Origin of the sequence: Methylophaga nitratireducenticrescens (genome assembly GCF_000260985.4) — a bacterium.
Classification (GTDB): domain Bacteria; phylum Pseudomonadota; class Gammaproteobacteria; order Nitrosococcales; family Methylophagaceae; genus Methylophaga; species Methylophaga nitratireducenticrescens.
The window spans coordinates 1,297,332-1,314,508 of record NC_017857.3; the positions used below are offsets into that span (position 1 = coordinate 1,297,332).

The 17,177-nt window shown below is 45.2% G+C and carries 16 protein-coding genes; 11 read left to right on the plus strand and 5 right to left on the minus strand.

All coding sequences use genetic code 11. The annotated features are described in order from the left end of the window. Nucleotides 1-8 precede the first annotated feature (8 nt). From truB to Q7A_RS06380, 11 genes are all read left to right on the plus strand, one after another. A complete protein-coding gene (truB, locus tag Q7A_RS06330; protein WP_014706506.1) occupies nt 9-938 on the plus strand; it encodes a tRNA pseudouridine(55) synthase TruB in 930 nt (309 codons plus the stop codon). 129 nt (nt 939-1,067) lie between these two features. After that, nucleotides 1,068-1,337: a 30S ribosomal protein S15 gene (gene rpsO / locus Q7A_RS06335; RefSeq protein ID WP_014706507.1), complete on the plus strand. Its 270-nt coding sequence runs from the start codon at nt 1,068-1,070 to the stop codon at nt 1,335-1,337. Between the two features lie 190 nt (nt 1,338-1,527). Beyond that, nucleotides 1,528-3,621, plus strand: a complete 2,094-nt coding sequence (gene pnp / locus Q7A_RS06340; RefSeq protein WP_014706508.1) for a polyribonucleotide nucleotidyltransferase — start codon at nt 1,528-1,530, stop codon at nt 3,619-3,621. Between the two features lie 56 nt (nt 3,622-3,677). After that, nucleotides 3,678-4,448: a molybdate ABC transporter substrate-binding protein gene (modA, locus tag Q7A_RS06345; protein ID WP_084227448.1), complete on the plus strand. Its 771-nt coding sequence runs from the start codon at nt 3,678-3,680 to the stop codon at nt 4,446-4,448. Nucleotides 4,449-4,478: 30 nt separating this feature from the next. Continuing rightward, on the plus strand, nt 4,479-5,114 hold the full coding sequence (modB, locus tag Q7A_RS06350) for a molybdate ABC transporter permease subunit (RefSeq protein ID WP_238595957.1): 636 nt from the start codon (nt 4,479-4,481) through the stop codon (nt 5,112-5,114). Nucleotide 5,115: 1 nt separating this feature from the next. After that, nucleotides 5,116-6,183, plus strand: coding sequence for a sulfate/molybdate ABC transporter ATP-binding protein (locus Q7A_RS06355; RefSeq protein ID WP_014706511.1), 1,068 nt, complete (start codon nt 5,116-5,118; stop codon nt 6,181-6,183). Nucleotides 6,184-6,305: 122 nt separating this feature from the next. Beyond that, entirely contained in the window at nt 6,306-7,001 is a 696-nt protein-coding gene (locus Q7A_RS06360) for a MotA/TolQ/ExbB proton channel family protein (protein ID WP_014706512.1), read from the plus strand. Next, nucleotides 6,991-7,389 (plus strand): ExbD/TolR family protein, encoded by a 399-nt coding sequence (locus Q7A_RS06365; protein WP_014706513.1) that lies wholly within the window; start codon nt 6,991-6,993, stop codon nt 7,387-7,389. The genes Q7A_RS06360 and Q7A_RS06365 overlap by 11 nt, the downstream gene beginning before the upstream one ends. Next, on the plus strand, nt 7,386-7,817 hold the full coding sequence (locus Q7A_RS06370; protein ID WP_014706514.1) for an ExbD/TolR family protein: 432 nt from the start codon (nt 7,386-7,388) through the stop codon (nt 7,815-7,817). The genes Q7A_RS06365 and Q7A_RS06370 overlap by 4 nt, the downstream gene beginning before the upstream one ends. After that, complete coding sequence (locus tag Q7A_RS06375) at nt 7,810-8,631, plus strand: energy transducer TonB (protein ID WP_048480981.1); 822 nt, start codon at nt 7,810-7,812, stop codon at nt 8,629-8,631. The genes Q7A_RS06370 and Q7A_RS06375 overlap by 8 nt, the downstream gene beginning before the upstream one ends. Before the next feature lie 61 nt (nt 8,632-8,692). Beyond that, the gene (locus Q7A_RS06380; protein WP_014706516.1) at nt 8,693-9,460 is read left to right on the plus strand and encodes an ATP-binding protein; all 768 of its coding nucleotides are present in this window, start codon (nt 8,693-8,695) and stop codon (nt 9,458-9,460) included. A 13-nt stretch (nt 9,461-9,473) separates the two neighbouring features. On the opposite strand, the gene Q7A_RS06385 is transcribed toward Q7A_RS06380, so the two are convergent. Genes Q7A_RS06385 through Q7A_RS06405 form a run of 5 tightly spaced genes read right to left on the minus strand, consistent with a single transcriptional unit; the run spans nt 9,474 to nt 17,120 of the window. Further along, a complete protein-coding gene (locus Q7A_RS06385) occupies nt 9,474-10,772 on the minus strand; it encodes a sensor histidine kinase (RefSeq protein WP_238595958.1) in 1,299 nt (432 codons plus the stop codon). After that, complete coding sequence (locus Q7A_RS06390; protein WP_014706518.1) at nt 10,759-11,436, minus strand: response regulator transcription factor; 678 nt, start codon at nt 11,434-11,436, stop codon at nt 10,759-10,761. Before Q7A_RS06390 ends, Q7A_RS06385 begins: the two co-directional genes overlap by 14 nt. Next, the gene (locus tag Q7A_RS06395; protein WP_089418514.1) at nt 11,436-14,591 is read right to left on the minus strand and encodes an efflux RND transporter permease subunit; all 3,156 of its coding nucleotides are present in this window, start codon (nt 14,589-14,591) and stop codon (nt 11,436-11,438) included. Before Q7A_RS06395 ends, Q7A_RS06390 begins: the two co-directional genes overlap by 1 nt. Continuing rightward, complete coding sequence (locus Q7A_RS06400; RefSeq protein ID WP_014706519.1) at nt 14,584-15,753, minus strand: efflux RND transporter periplasmic adaptor subunit; 1,170 nt, start codon at nt 15,751-15,753, stop codon at nt 14,584-14,586. The genes Q7A_RS06395 and Q7A_RS06400 overlap by 8 nt, the downstream gene beginning before the upstream one ends. Next, complete coding sequence (locus Q7A_RS06405) at nt 15,750-17,120, minus strand: TolC family protein (RefSeq protein ID WP_014706520.1); 1,371 nt, start codon at nt 17,118-17,120, stop codon at nt 15,750-15,752. Before Q7A_RS06405 ends, Q7A_RS06400 begins: the two co-directional genes overlap by 4 nt. Between the last annotated feature and the right edge of the window lie 57 nt (nt 17,121-17,177).

Below are 17,177 nucleotides of genomic sequence, written 5' to 3' on the forward strand. Positions count from 1 at the left end.
TTTCACCAATGGTAAAACGCAGTAAAAAAGGTCGCGACATAACCGGTATCGTCATTATCGACAAGCCAACCGGACTGAGCTCAAATCATGTTCTGCAACGCGTTAAACGATTATTTAATGCAAATAAGGCCGGGCATACTGGGAGCCTCGACCCCTTAGCAACCGGGGTCTTACCTGTCTGCCTTGGCGAAGCGACCAAGCTTTCCACCTATTTACTGGATGCTGACAAACAGTACCAGGTGCGTTGCCAGTTGGGCATTCTTACCGATAGCGGTGATAGCGATGGTAAGATGATAGCACAACAAGCAATTCCCCAATATTCGCCTGAACAGCTGCAACAGGTTTTGCTGGATTTTGTCGGAGAGCAACAGCAGATCCCGCCAATGTTTTCTGCATTAAAGCATCAGGGCCAGCCATTATATAAGCTGGCACGTCAGGGCATTGAAATTGAACGTAAATCACGTCTTATTACCATCTACAGTATTGAATTACTTGCGTGCGATGCTGAGAGTTTTACCTTGCAGGTTGCCTGTAGCAAGGGAACCTATATTCGTACGCTGGTGCAGGATATCGCTGCCGCTTTAGGCAGTTGTGGACATGTCACAATGCTGAGGCGTACTGATGCCGCAGGCTATGATTTAACCCAGACATTAAGTCTGGAGACATTGGGTGAGCTGGCCGAGCAGCAGGGATTGGCAGGACTGGATAATCAGTTACTACCCGCCCATGAAGCTTTGCCGGACTGGCCTCATATCAAACTGGATTTGGCAATGTCTGATGATATGCGATACGGTCGGGCAGTCAAAACTGATGTACAGGGACAAAGCGCAAAAGTCCGTTTATTTGATTATCAGGATCACTTTATCGGTCTGGGGGAATTGGCCCTGGATGGCACGGTTTCAGCAAAACGTTTGTTTGTTACCGGTGAAACGGTTTAACTCGCTTGTGAAGAGCGGATAAAACCGGTAAAATTCGCCACTCTTAAAAGGTTGGGTAATTCGGTTTAACTGGCTGGATTATTTCAGAATTTAACTCATAGCCAAAGGCTATAAAAAGTTGGAGTTTTTATGTCAATTACTGCAGAACAAAAGCAAGAAATCATTAAAAAATACGGTCGTGGCGAAGGCGATACCGGCTCAGCTGAAGTGCAGGTAGCGCTGCTGACAGCACGTATTACCAATCTTTCAGACCATTTTAAAACTAACATCCATGATCATCACTCACGTCAAGGTCTGTTAAAAATGGTTAGTGGTCGTCGTAAAATGCTCGACTACCTGAAAAAAACGGATATTAACCGTTACCGTGATTTAATTGCTGACTTAGGTCTGCGTCGCTAATTACCCGACGTGGTCTGTAAAACATCTCATCGAGCCACCGCCAATATGATTGGCATTAGGCTGGTGCGTTGACTGATATGCCCCTGAAATCCCCCGCGGTTTCAGGGGCATATTCATTTATGCGTTTATCGTTTTTTAAATCAGTTATGAAAAGGTTCATGGCTGATGTAGTCAAGAGAAGGAAATACTAGTGAATTCAGTAAAAAAGACAGTTCAGTTCGGTGAGCACATTCTCAGCCTGGAAACCGGAAAAATTGCCCGTCAGGCCGGTGGTTCGATTATTGCCAGTCTGGGCGAGACATCAGTGCTGGTAACTGTAGTCGGAAAGAAAAATGTTAACCCTGGTCAGGATTTCTTTCCGTTAACCGTAAATTATCAAGAACGTACCTATGCTGCAGGTAAAATCCCTGGTGGTTTTTTCAAACGTGAAGGTCGTCCTTCTGAGAAAGAAACACTGACCTCCCGTCTGATCGATCGTCCACTGCGTCCATTGTTTCCTAAAGGTTTCATCAACGAAGTACAGGTTATCGCCACCGTAATGGCTTTGGATCCTGAAATCGATCCGGATATCCCGGCAATGATTGGTGCTTCTGCTGCTTTGGCGATTTCCGGTATTCCGTTTAACGGCCCATTAGGTGCTGCCCGAGTGGGCTATGTTGATGGTAACTACATCCTCAATCCATCCAAAAAACAATTGGCGGCCAGTTCGCTGGACTTGGTCGTTGCCGGTACTGAAAGTGCTGTATTGATGGTGGAGTCCGAAGCATCTGAATTGCCTGAAGAGGTTATGTTGGGTTCTGTCATGTATGGACATCAGCAAATTCAGACAGCGATCAAACTGATCGATGAATTGAAAGCAGAAACGGCTAAAACAGCCTGGGAATGGACTGCTCCGGAAAAAGATGATCGTTTGTATAACGCTGTTAAAGATCAAGCGTTTGAAGGTATTAAAAATGCCTATGCCATCAGTGACAAAATGCAGCGTCAGGATCAACTGGCTGAAATTCGCCAGGCAGCTATTGCCGCATTGGTCAGTGAAGATGGTGAATGGTCTGAAGATGACGTAAAAGGCGTGTTTGGAAAACTGGAAAAAGAACTGGTTCGTGGCCGTATTATTGCTGGTGAACCACGTATCGATGGTCGTGATACCAAAACGGTACGTCCAGTTTTTGTTGAAACTACTGTACTGCCCCGTGTTCATGGTTCTGCCTTGTTTACCCGTGGTGAGACTCAAGCAATCGTGGTGGCCACTTTAGGTGCTGAACGTGATGCACAGATGATCGATGCCGTCGAAGGTGAATACCGTGATCGTTTCATGCTGCATTATAATTTTCCTCCGTTCTGTGTTGGTGAAACCGGTTTTGTGGGTACACCAAAACGCCGTGAAATTGGTCATGGTAAATTGGCCAAACGTGGTATTCAGGCCGTTATGCCATCAGCTGAAGAATTCCCGTATGTGGTTCGTGTAGTATCTGAAATCACCGAATCCAATGGTTCGAGTTCAATGGCTTCTGTGTGTGGTACATCCTTGGCGTTAATGGATGCCGGTGTACCAATTAAAGCACCTGTTGCCGGTATTGCTATGGGTCTGATTAAAGAACCGGATGCTTATGCTGTGTTGACTGATATTCTGGGTGATGAAGATCACCTGGGCGATATGGATTTTAAAGTCGCGGGGACCGAAAAAGGTGTGACCGCACTGCAAATGGATATCAAGATCGAAGGTATCAACGAAGAAATCATGCGTACCGCACTGGCGCAAGCCCGTGATGGTCGTCTGCATATTCTGGAAAAAATGAATGCAGTGATTTCAACGCACCGTCAGGAAATGTCTGAATTTGCACCACGTATTATCACTGTGAAAATTCATGCTGATAAAATTCGTGATGTAATCGGAAAAGGTGGTGCGACCATTCGTGCTATCACCGAAGAAACCGGTGCGACCATTGATATCCAGGATGATGGCACCGTGATGATTTTCTCTTCCGATTTCAATGCCGGTCAGGATGCTCTGCACCGTATTGAGCAAATCACTGCAGAAGTTGAAGTCGGCAAGATCTATCAGGGCCGTGTTGCCAAGCTGATGGACTTCGGTGCGTTTGTTACCATTCTGCCGGGTAAAGATGGTCTGGTACATATTTCACAAATCTCGGATGAGCGTGTGGAAAATGTCAGTGATAAACTGTCTGAAGGTGACATGATTGATGTTAAGGTTTTGGAAGTTGATCGCCAGGGCCGTATTCGTCTGAGCATGAAAGCTGTTAACGAAGTTACTGCAGACTAGCGCGGTTCGTTACGTTAGACTAAAAAGCCCCGCACTGCGGGGCTTTTTTGGAATGAATGATGATAAAAAGAGTCATTAAAATCCTGGTTTGTATATTGCCGCTGCTCTCCATGGGGGTTAGCGCTGATATACTCAGAGTGGCGGCAGCCGCCAATTTGCGATTTGTTATGCCTGAATTGATAAAGGCGTATGAACTATCGTCTGAGGATAAGATTAACGTCACGTATGGTGCGTCAGGTAATTTAGCGACACAAATCATTCATGGTGCGCCTTATGATGTGTTTTTTTCCGCAGATCCGTTTTATATACAAATATTAATCAAACAACAAAAACATCGTGGTCAGCGTATTGACTACGCACATAGTGAAATAATGTTATTTGCTAATCAGCATTCCTCATTAACCCTGGATATTGAGCTTCAAGGATTGAAACAGGCTATTGAGCAAAATCGGCTGGGAAAATTTGCTATTGCCAACCCAAAGCATGCTCCATATGGCAAGCTCGCACAAAAGCTGCTAACGGAAGCAAATCTTTGGGAAGTGATTCAACCAGAGTTATTATTAGCAGAAAGTGCCTCTCAGACGTTACAGTTTGCTTTGGCCAGCAATGTGGATGGTGCAATATTGCCATACCCTTATATGACTCAGGAAAAAATCAAACAACAGGGGCGGTATATCAAATTGGCTGGAGAATTATCTCAGCAACTCATTATCCTCAAAGATGCTTCAACTTCTGTTGAACCATTTATTAACTTTATCACCAGCGAATCGGCCGGCAAGATTTTAATCAAACATGGCTATATCCCCGTAACAATAAGTAATCCCTGAATAATGGATTGGCAGGCCCTGGAAGTATCGATGAAGCTTGCGCTAGTTACTAGCCTGAGCCTATTACCAATCGGATTATTATTGGCTTACAGTCTGGTCAGAGGCAAATTTCGTGGAAAATATCTGGCCGAGTCATTGATAACCTTACCCTTAGTTTTACCTCCAACGGTATTAGGTTATTTTCTATTGGTTGGTATGGACAGTAATAGTGTGGCCGGCAAACTTTTTTATACCATTACCGGCGATAATCTGGCTTTTTCATTTAGCGGGTTATGGTTTGCTTCGATAATTTACAGTTTACCGTTTGCAGTGCAACCGATGCTTAGGGCATTGGAGAATATCTCCCCCGAGCTGCGAGAAGCGGCATGGTGCAGTGGTTTGTCCCGTTGGAAAACCTTTATCAAAATTGAATTGCCGTTGGCTTGGCCCGGCATTTTAACAGGTTTGATCTTGAGCTTTTGTCATACGCTGGGCGAATTTGGCGTAGTACTGATGATAGGAGGCAATATAGCTGGTGAGACCAGAACATTGTCGATTGCTATTTATGACAGTGTGTTGGCATTTGATCAACAGCAGGCCATGCAAATGTCGCTTATCTTATTGGCAATTGCTGTCATAACGGTCACAGCAATTTACCGGTTTAACCACCGATTGATGCGGGTGTAGGATGCTTGACGTTATTATTAAGCAGCTACTGCCTATCCCACTTGAAGTGCATCTACAATGTCATCCTGGGGAAATGTTGGCGTTGGTCGGTCCTTCCGGGTCAGGAAAAACCACGGTTTTGCGTTGTATCGCAGGATTACATCATCCTGAACAAGGACTTATCCGCTCTCATAAAACAACATGGTTTGATACCAACCATATGATTAATTACTCGCCACAGCAGCGGCGAGTCGGCATGGTGTTTCAAAATTATGCTCTGTTTCCACATTTGAACGTTATGCAGAATATTCTGCTGGCAATGCCAACCCCGCGGAAAAATATCGCCAGAACATTGCTGAATCAGGTGCATTTAAATGGTTTGGAAACTCGTTATCCTTCACAGCTATCTGGTGGGCAGCAACAACGTGTGGCACTGGCCAGGGCGTTGGCGCGTGAGCCTGAGGTGTTATTATTGGATGAGCCGTTTTCGGCAGTAGATAAAGTCACGCGCCGCAAACTCTATTTAGAGTTACATGCACTTCGCAGGCAATTATCCATGCCCATTATTCTGGTGACACACGATCTGGATGAAGCAGCGATGCTGGCTGATCAAATGTGTGTGATTCATCAGGGCAATACCTTACAACAGGGGCCTGTTGAAGAGGTATTTAATCGGCCACACAGTCTAAATGTTGCCAGGTTGACCGATGCCCGTAATGTGTTAGAAGGGCAAATTGTGATGGTAGATGGCCAAAAAAAACTGCAATGGTTTGAGCAACAGCTGGATATTGCTGATACAGACTTCGCCGTGGGCAGCCATGTTTATTGGATTATTTCACCGAGTAAAATTCTGTTACATCAACGTCGGCGTCCTTCCCGTGGTGAACATGAGAATCCGGTGCAGGCGATAATTATCGATATGATTACCTTACGTGGGATCACTACGGTGCTGATGAAAGTAACGGGAAATAATGATCTGTTGCTACAAATGGATATTCCAGAACATGTGGTGCAGCGTAATCAACTTCAACGTGGTGAGCATATTGGTTTGTCCTTGCTGCAGAATGCTATCCATTTAATTGAACAGTAAACAATACAGATTTGAAGATTCTTTGCAAAGCTTAATGATAACCATTACCATTAATGCTGTTTAATCAAGGGACTCTTTTTTCATGCAATTAACTGTCATCGTTTTTGACTGGGATCGCTTTCGTGATAAATGACGTTGAAATAACCTCTCTTTTAACACTCTTACAGGAACTACTACACATTGGTGGTCCGGTCGTTTGGATTTTGCTGGGATTTTCGGTCATTGCCGTTAGTATTGTATTAATTAAATGCTGGCAATTACTGTTGTTATCACCGGAATCTACGACCACAGCACAAAAAGCCATTGCCCTATGGAAACAAAATGAGCCTGATCAAGCACTTTCGCAACTTAAAAAAACTAAGCCGCTGGATGAGCTACTGGCAATGGCCATGGAAGGACTAAGACGTGCCGAGATCACCGAGCAATTGTTAAAGGAAGAGTTGCAAAGAGTTGCCAATTTGCGACTAAATCAGCTGCGCAGTTATTTACGTCCGCTCGAAGTTATCGCTAGTTTAAGTCCACTATTAGGATTGCTTGGAACGGTTATTGGTATGATCCTGGCGTTTCAGCAGATGGAACTGGCAGGCAGTCAGGTTGATCCTTCGGTACTTTCTGGTGGGATATGGCAAGCATTGTTAACCACAGCAGTGGGGCTTGGCGTAGCGATTCCGGCTGTTCTGGCACATAATTGGCTGGAGCGAAAAACTGAACGTGTTGCCGGTCTAATCAATGATGGTGTTACGCAGGTTTTCACTCATGCACCATTGACAAACAACTCGCCAACAAAATCTGCTGACAGTTTTAAAAATGTTGCTTGACCAAACCTTGGTCGCAAAACGACGAGTCATTTGCCTGACACCATTAATTGATGTGGTGTTCATCTTGTTATTGTTTTTCATGTTGTCTTCGGGGTTTACCCATTGGCGGCAGATGGATATTACTGCTGCAAGTGAATCTTACAACATTGATGAAATACAAATTCAGCATTACCTATTATTACAATCTGCCGAGGAGTACCAGTTCGCTAATCAACGTTACCCTGTTTCAAAGCTCTCACCAATAAAACAAAAACTGACTGAAAATACTCCGGGAATTTTTGTGATTTCAGTTGCTGAAGGTGTAACGACACAACAGATGATCGACTTTCTCGATCAATTAAAATCCATTGGCGTAAAAAAGGTCAGTCTGGCAGGGTTAGCCTTATGATCCTCATTCCCAGCCCTGTTTCAAGAAGCAATCAGCTTGATGACAATATGATTCCATTGATTAATATTGTGTTTTTGATGCTGATTTTTTTTATGATGGCTGGCCAATTAAATTCTAGTAACTTAATCAAAATTCAGCCACCAACGTCACAACAGCAGTCAGTCTTGGAAGAACATGATGCCATTTTGCTGATCTCTGCCGAAGGACAATTGGCAGTTAATGATGTGTTAATTGAAGCCAATAAACTGACCGAACACCTGAAACAGAAAATATCCGAGAGTAATGATGCTCAATCTTTTACACTGCTGGTGAAAACGGATGCAACCGTACCCGTTACCAAATTAACGACTTTACTCAAACAGGTCCGCGCTGCCGGAATATTGAAAGTCTCGCTGGCTACTCAAGTCCATAGCGCTCGACATGATTAAATTTCGCTACTGGTTTTTGGCTATTTTGAGCGCCATGTCGATCCATGTGTTTGCGTTTGGTATGTATTCCTTAAAACGCCCGTACCTACTTCAACCGGTTCCTCCAGTTGATGAAGCCGGTTTTGAAATTGATATCAGTATGCTGGATGCCACCACCATAGAGAAACAAAAGGCTACTGCGGCAGCAGAACCGTTGACAAATATTGACAAAGAATCAGCGATTCCTGATATACAGGAACGCAATAATGACCCAGTTGCTATGCCGTCAAAAACGAATCGAATGGAAGCCGTAAAACCTTTACAGCAAACCGAAATAAAAAAAGCAGTTAATACTGCACCACCTGCAGATAAGTTAGAACCGAAACCTAATACTTCAGAAATACTTGCCGCCACCGCCGATCCAGCTCAAAAAAACACAGCAAGTTCTGAAAGAAAGCTGGAAAAAACGCAAATTGCAGAACAAGGCGAAGCCAGAGAGAGCAGCTCAATATCCAGTCAGGCTGACACGGCCCTGCAACAGGCGGCTCAACAAACCTATTTTAATTTACTGGCCAGAACCCTGGCAGAAAAAAAACGTTATCCGGGCATTTCCAGACGACGAGGAGAACAAGGCGTCGTACAATTATTTTTTGTGATCACCCGTGATGGAAAAATAAGAGAGTCACGCATTGATGCCAGTTCAGGCTATCAACGATTGGATCGGGCGGTGATGCAAATGCTGGAAAAAGCTCAGCCATTACCCGCTTTTCCAGAAGAAATGTTACAGCAGCAACTTGAAGTGAAGGTGCCTATCGCATTTGAATTAAGCCGTTGACAAACCGCAAACTTGGCTACGATGATAATGGCTTTTTTCTGAACTCTTGGAGATACAGCAGATGAATAATCTGGACTGGCATCAAATCAATGCTGCCGTTTGGCGAGCACATACTCAAAAACTCAAAGCCATCACCCGCTTGGATCCTATTCAGCTTGATCAACTGATCGGAATTGATGAGCAAAAACAGCAGCTGGTTGAAAATACCCGTCGATTTGTTGAGGGAGAGAGCAGCAATCATGCGTTGTTATGGGGAGCGAGAGGAACCGGTAAATCGTCACTGGTTAAAGCGGTATTAAACCGTTTTGCTGGACAGGGATTACGTATTTTGCAGATTGATAAAGCCGAACTTAGCTGGTTACCGGAAATACTGGATGATTTGGAAGACAGGCCCTTTCGGTTTGTGATTTTCTGTGATGATTTGACCTTTGAACAGAGTGATGAAGGCTTCAAACCACTTAAAAGTCTTTTGGAGGGTGGCTTGGAATTGCCACCGGAACATGTGCGTATCTATGCTACGTCCAATCGTCGACATCTGCTGCCAGAGCAGCAATCTGAAAATCAGGCGAGTCGAGTTGTTGATGGAGAGGTACATTATACTGACAGTCTTGAGGATAAACTGTCATTGTCCGATCGCTTCGGTCTGTGGCTGTCCTTTTACCCACCGAGTTGGGAGACTTATCTCGACATGGTCGACACTTTGTTTGTAGATATTGCCGTTGATCGAGATGAATTGCACGAACAAGCCAAGCAATTTGCTATGCGCCGTGCCAGTCATAGCGGCCGTACGGCAGTACAATTTTATCGTCAGTTTATCAACAAGCCCTAGCTACAGCTACCAGCTAGCCGTCATGATCGGGTGATATATCCAGGATCACATCATGACCATTATCACGAGTAATATTCTGGTATGACCAACCAAGTTTTTCGGTTAATTGTGCGGTGAGCTGTAATCCGAGACCGAACCCCAGTTCCTCCGGTGCCACTTCAATATCAACATCAAACTGATGATTTACAATGCTGATTCGGGAGTGTGACTGGCTAATAATGATGCGTCCTTCCCAGGTATGTTGAAAGGCGTTGCGAATAAGGTTACCTAATACAATTTTTGCAGCTACGACGCTGCTCGAGCATTGATAAGGATGGGTTTCAATAATCAGTTCAACCGTTTTATCACGTAGCAAATAGCGCATCTCTTCAGTGATTTCCTGCACTAGTTTGTCCACTTCAATCACTGATTCTGGCAGTTTTTCGTTATCTTCACGGCTTAACCAGAGCAATGTTTCCGTTAGATGCTGCATGGTGAGACTTGCACGATTAATTCGATCAACTATATCTTTGTGCATTGGATTTAATGTTGAAGATGCCTGTTGTAATACTTTGTACTGCAATTCAATATTGTTACGAATAACACTGATGGGGGTACGTAATTCATGGCTGGTATAACGCAGGAAACGGTGTTCACGATCCAGACTGCGTTGTACCGATGACAAACTGTTTTGGATAAGTTTTGCCATTTCGTTCAGTTCGGGATACATAAAATCAGGTGCTGGATATGATAGATTTTCCGGGGTTAAGGATTGAGTCCATTTATTCAGCCTTGCGACTGGAGCGGAGATAAATCGCATTAAAATCCAGGTGATCAACATTAATGAGATAGCAATCAATGCGCTGACAATCAATAATAAACGCATACTTTCAGCCAGATTGCGTTTCATCAGACTGGAGACATTTTCCCGGGAAAGTATTCTGCTGATATAGACGGACTGATCTGCCAAATCTACCTTCAGTGCGAAATATACTTTGTCAGGACGTTGTAACCAGTGCGAATCATCCCGTTTGACCAGTTCGCCACTATGTCGTGGTGGTTGGTTAAAAATATTCCGAATTTCTGGTGGTTGTGCTTGCCATTTTCTGGAAAGCTGACTGCCACGAAAATTAACCAGCTCATCATCAGCTATAGATTTATGGTTGGCGAGATAAGTGAGGGCCGAATTTTCCATTCCACCGGTGACAATATTGTCCATACCACGAAAAAACAGGTGTGCGCTCAGTATGGAATAACCGAGTACAATGGCACCACCAAATATCAAAAAGCTTAAAGTGATGAGACGTTTAAGGCTGATTTTAGCTTTCATCATCAGCTCTGATAGCAATGCCCACTCCCGGCAGGGTACGAAGTAGCGATTTTTCAAAACCCCCATCAATGGTTTTGCGTAAATGATGCAAATGTACTTTCAGACTATCACTGTCCGGCACTTCCTCTCCCCATATCGCGATCTCAAGACGCTGTCGGCTGACTACATTGGGCGTTTCGCGTAACAGCAATTCCAGAATCCGCCAGCTTATAGGGGACAAATGCAGATTGATACCAGCACGGTTTAATTGGCGTTGTTGTAAATTCATGTGAAGATCGCCACAGCTTAACAATTGCGTCTGGCCACTGCGTCTGCGCGATAATGCCTGAATACGCATGACCAGCTCTTTAAGCTCAAAGGGTTTGACCAGATAGTCATCGGTACCGGCAGTAAACCCCGCCTGTTTATCGGTAAGCTGATCCCTTGCAGTCAACATTAACACCGGAATGTCCGATCCTTCATGACGAAGCCGTTCACATACCGTCAAGCCATCAATGCGTGGCAGGTTCAGATCCAACAGCAACACATCATAATAGTTTTGTTGCAGTAAATTCAGACCGGCTGCACCATTACTGGCATGATCGCAGCTGATAGCTTCCAGTTGCAGATAATCCATCACGGTTTGTGCCAGATCGAGATCATCTTCGATAAGCAAAACACTAATCATCACGCGGGACCTTGTTCCGTAACAGGCAAAATCACTTTACTGCCACGATGAAAATATTGCATCACATCGTGTTGAATCATCAATAACAACGGAATCAATATCAAGGTAATGAATGTTGCGAACATAATGCCGTAAGCCAATGATACCGCTGCCGGGATCAGAAATTGTGCCTGTCTTGAAGTTTCTCCTAACAAGGGCATCAAACCGGCAAAGGTAGTGAAAGAAGTCAGTAATACCGCTCTCAAACGATCTCTTGCCGAGATCATAATCGCCTGACGTACATCAGTATGTTCCTCTTTCAAATCATTAAATCTGGACACCAGTAACAGGCTATCATTCACCACCACACCACTGAGCGCGATAATGCCGTTAAGTGACAGGATCCCCAATGACAGATCATTCATCCAATGCCCTAATAATGCGCCGACAATACCAAACGGTATGGCCGTCATGATTAACAGCGGTTGAATATAGGATTTCAACGGAATGGCCAGCAGCATATAAATGCCCAACATCGCTAGCAAAAATAGATTTAGCATAGAAGCTTGTGTTTCTTCCTGCTCGGCGGCTTCACCGGCAAAATAGATGGTCAGGCCTGGATATTTGGCCTCCAGCTTAGGTACAACATCACGCTGTAACTGGGCAACAAACTCAGTAACCGATAACGCATCCTTATCCACATCCGCAGAAAGATAAATAGCCCGTTTGGCATCAATCCGGGTAATGCTGTCACGGGTAAAACCATAACTGATATCAGCCACACTGGATAAGGGTATAACCGTACCATCTTCTAATCGAATTCTGGATTTCAACACATCTCCCGGGTTTTGTCTGTCAGCTTCCGGGTAACGGACTTTGACTTCGATTTCATCACTGTTTCGTTGGTAACGTTGAACAACTTGTCCGCTAAAGCCCTGCAGGATCTGCTGGGCCAGCTGATCGGTACTGAGTCCAAGAGCTCGACCTTGTTGATTCAATTTCAGCTGTAATTGAGGCTGGCCGGGTTGGAGATTGTCCTGTAAACCGATAATACCCGGCATCGGTTCAAGTACTTTATACAACTCAGCCCCAGCTAACGTCAGTACATCATCATCGTTGGAGCGTAATTCCACCCGCAAGGCATCATCTGACTGATGGCCACTCTGAATCCGTATACTGCGAACAGCTTCGGGTGTACCAACACGTTTTTCCCATTCTCTGCGAAATTGTACTAAATCATAAGGTGAATCGTCGGCCAGCTCCACCGTCACGCCACCACTATGATCGGCCTGAGATAACAGTTGTAAATTAGCTATGCCGCTTTTCGTCAAATCAGCATTTGACCGCAAGGCTTTATCAGTTTCATAGGCTGCCCGCTCGAGGAGCATCAAGGTTTCATGGGTGTGGCCAAAGCTGACATCTTTATGCATGGCAATATTCGCCCGCACAGTATCACCAATAATTGAAGGAAAAAAACTCATTTGTATACTGCCATTAAAGGGCATGGAAAAAACAATGATAAATATCATCATAAATACCATCACTATCCCATAGCGGAAACGCAAACCAAATTCGATCACAGGCTGATAGATTTTTTCAGCAAACCATTGCAATCCACCATCAGCTCCATGTTGAATTTTTCGCCATCCGCTGGCAAAAATATTCTGCGAAGGTTTTCTGTGGGTATTTAAGTGGGCCAGATGAGCGGGCAGAATTAATTTGGATTCTATCAACGACATCACCAAAGCGATGGCAACGACTGCTGCAAACTGTGAATAGAGTTCGCCAAGCCGGCCTTCAATTTGTGATAAAGCAAAAAATGCGACAACAGTTGTAAATACCCCAAATATGGTCGGCACCGCAACACGCATGGTGCCTTTAATGGTATTTCGTAAAGTATCGCCCTCGCGGGATCGAACGCTATAGATACTTTCACCGACCACAACGGCATCGTCGACAATGATCCCAAGTGCCATCAAAAAGCCAAAGGTCGTAAATGAATTGAGCGATAAACCGGCATAGGAATCACCCATAAAAAATAAGGTGCCAAGGAACACAAACGGCAGGCCCATCGCTACCCAGAAGGCAACTGTCAGATTTAAAAATACAGCAAGTAAGACAAATACCAGCACAATGCCGGTCAGGGCATTTTTAATCAATAAATTCAGTCGTTCCATAATGCTGGTACTTCGGTCATACCAGGTAGCCAGTTCAACTTGTGTGGGAAGTTTATGACTGTTCTGCCATATTTCCGCAACATCATAGGCATCAGCAACAGAGTCAGCGATATCATCCAGACCGGTGGTCACCACCTGAACACCAATACTTTCTTTGGCCTGAAACCTTGACAATATGGAGGTGTCATCATCAAAACTGTCGAGAATATCCGCCACATCTCCCAGCAGGATTTGCTGTCCATTATCGCCCGTCATTAATGGAATACTGGCAAAATCTTCTTTTAGATACGCCTGTTCGGAAGCATTAAGCTGCAGATAAATATTTTCATTACGTAATACCGCCGTCAGTGGTGTGGAAGAGTTGGTGTTAATCGCATTTTCAACATCCGTTAATGACAGGCCGTACGATTGCAAACGTCCATCATCAATTTCAATCATCATCATTGGATCCAGCCATCCTGAAATGGTTACCCGGTTGATGGTTGATTTGGTGAGCAAATCGGCTTTGAGAGACTCGGCAAGTTGTTGGAGCGTATGGCGATCAGTATCGCCGTAGAGTTGCAGCCAAAGAGCATGTTCCTCCCGTTCTGCTTTTTTGATAACCGGCTTTTTCGCCTCTGTTGGAAAGGTGGAGATGGCATCCACCTGGGCTTTCACATCACGCATCAATGTATCGAGATCATAACCTCTCTGCATTTCAACGGTCACAGTCACCCCACTGCGAGTTGATTCACTGGTAATGGTTTTAATGCCAATGATGCCTTCCAGTTGTTCTTCAATCTTGATTGCCAGCCCTTCTTCGGACAGTTTTGCCGAGCCGCTGTCATAAGAAACTGAAATGGTCAGGCTGTCCGGTTCTCTGCTGGGAAACGCCTCTTTGCGCAGATCACCCACCGACATTAAGCCGAGAATAATCACCACCAACATTAATAAATTGGCGGCGACCGGATTGGTGGCAAACCAGCCGATAATACCGCTACGGCCGATGAGCTTACTCATGATTTTCTATCTCAATCGGTGCCACGGCCATGCCTTCTACATAACTGCTGATAGGCTGTAACAAAATCTGTTGGGGAAAATCAGCCAGTTGTTGTGGTAGGCGGATATAAATGTAGTTTTCATCACTGAAAACCGGCGAGATGGGGAATTTTGCCAGAATATTTTCGGCTGTTACGTACCATATCTCGCCGCGTTGGCTAAGGCTGGTAGTTGGGACCTGCCATAGGTTATCCATCTGACGCCCTGCCAGACTGACTTCAACAAACACACCCGGATAAATGGCAGGTTGTTGATCCAGCGGTTTATCTACCCCGACAATCAATGAACGTTGTCGAGTGGTACCATCCAGATGTTGTTCAATCCGCAGGACTTTTCCCTGCCAGGTGGCAGAACCTTCAACCGCCTGCAAAGTTACCGGCCAATCACCTGTGGTTAAAATATTGGCGTCTGGCAAACTCTGCCATTCACGATCCGACAGTGAGACTTTAACTTCAACCCAGTCTGTGCTGTACAGGGTTGCCACCTGTGTTCCAGTTTGCAGATAACTGCCGGGTGAGACCTCGCGGCTGATCACCAATGCATCAAAAGGCGCCTTGATCAGGCTTTGCTGTAAGTCATTTTCAGCACTGGTTAATAATGCTTCGGCGTTGGCAACACTTGCCTCTGCACTGGCTAATTGAGGAACACGCAATACCAACTCCGAATCAGGATCTCCTTCCAAACCGGAAGCCAGCCATTCTGCCTGTGCTTGCAAGCCTTGACGTTCTTCCTGCAGATAAGCAAGCCGAGCTTCTGCCAGTTGTTGTTTGGCTGCAGCCACCGCTGCACGGTAATCACTGTTTTCCAGACGCAGCATCTGTTCGCCTTTTTTCAGGCGGTAGCCAGTTTCAAATTGTGGCGATATCTGTTCGACTTGTCCGGCAACCTGGGTGGTCAGATTTATTGTGTAATGGGGTTCTGTGGCACCAAATGCACTGATACGTGATTGATGTGTTGCCGGTTCGACCGTTTTCACCGAGACTTCAGGTCGTATTTCTGGGACTTCCCGCACAGGTAACGAACGATTGGCAAAACGATCAATCTGATATTGACTCAGAAAATAAACCCCAACTAATACAACCAGCGCACCCAGAAACACCAGCCATTGAACAAATTTAGTCATGCTCTAGCCTCCAACCCCAAAGCAAGTCCCAGGGAGATACGATTTAATAAACGCTGGTAAATCAGATCATCAAGTTGTGCTTGCAAGTCATAGGTTTGCTGCTGCACGGTTAATAGATCCAGAATGGTAAATAAGCCACTACGATAATTAGCCTGATACTGGAGCAGATTATTTTCTGCACTGGCCAAAGCGGTTTCGATATGTTGCTGGCGTTTAACCAAAGCTTGTTCCTGACTTAAAGCTTGCTCAATTTCTGTTACCGCATTCAGTAAGGTGTCACGATATTGCTGATAGGCAATTGCTGTATCCAATTCACTTACTTCCGCCGCGGCACGTAATTGTCCACCCTGATACAAAGGTGCGGTTAACTGGCCCAGTAAACTCCATACCGGGGCAGTAAATAAACTGGCACGTGGAGAACTGCCGACATCTTCTAACACTGCCTGCAGATTCAGACTGGGTAATAAGTCTTTATAGGCAACCTCGGTCCGGGCACTGGCAGCTTGAATGGCAGCATAGGCAGCTAACAGGTCCGGCCGACGATTCAATGATTGTTGGGGCAGGTCGATTTCAGGAATCACAACCTGCGGATAATCTTCGGGCAGCTCAAACTGAGGATTATCTACCTGCCCAATCAGGGTTTTGAGTTGAATAGATTGCTGGCGAAAGTCTTCAGTTAAGCTTTCCACCCTGGCTGAAGAAGTGGCGACCGCACTACGAGCAAGGTCCAGCTCTTCAAGTGTGCCCAGCCCCTGGCGATAACGCTGCAAAATAAAACTTTCGGTTTGCTGCAGACTGTCATTGCGTTGCTGTTCAATATCAATTGCACGTTGCTGGGCAATCAGTGTTAGCCAGACCTGCATGACTTCGGCTGCCAACGTGTCACGGGCAGACTGATAAAGCAGGTTTTGTTCGGTGATATCAAGCTCTGCAGCACGTTCATTATCGGCCAGCTTTCCCCATAAATCGGCTTGCCAGCTGACACTGAGATCAGCGCCAAAACTGGCATCACTATCACTACTGTTGAGTGCTGAAAAGCCGCTGCTGATAACCGGACGCTTTTCGGCTGCAGCCTCGGTCAGTTGTGATTGACGGATCTGTAAGGTAAGCAAGGTTTGTTGCAGACTGGGATTGGATTGCATCGCTGTCTGCAATAATCCATCAAACATATCGCTATCAATCAAATCATTCAGATAAGCGACGTCAGTTTGTTGCGGAAAATTCTGCCATTGTTCAACGCGTTGCTGCTCTGCAGAGATTAACGCTGCATAATCCGGTTGCTTTGGTGTGATGCTGCATGCAGCCAGCATCAGTAAAGGCAGATAAACCAGTTTATTCAAATATATTTCCGGTTTGATAACGGTCACCAGATATCGTGCTCCCTAGGAGATGAATGTCTATGTGCCAGACACAGTAAATGCTCT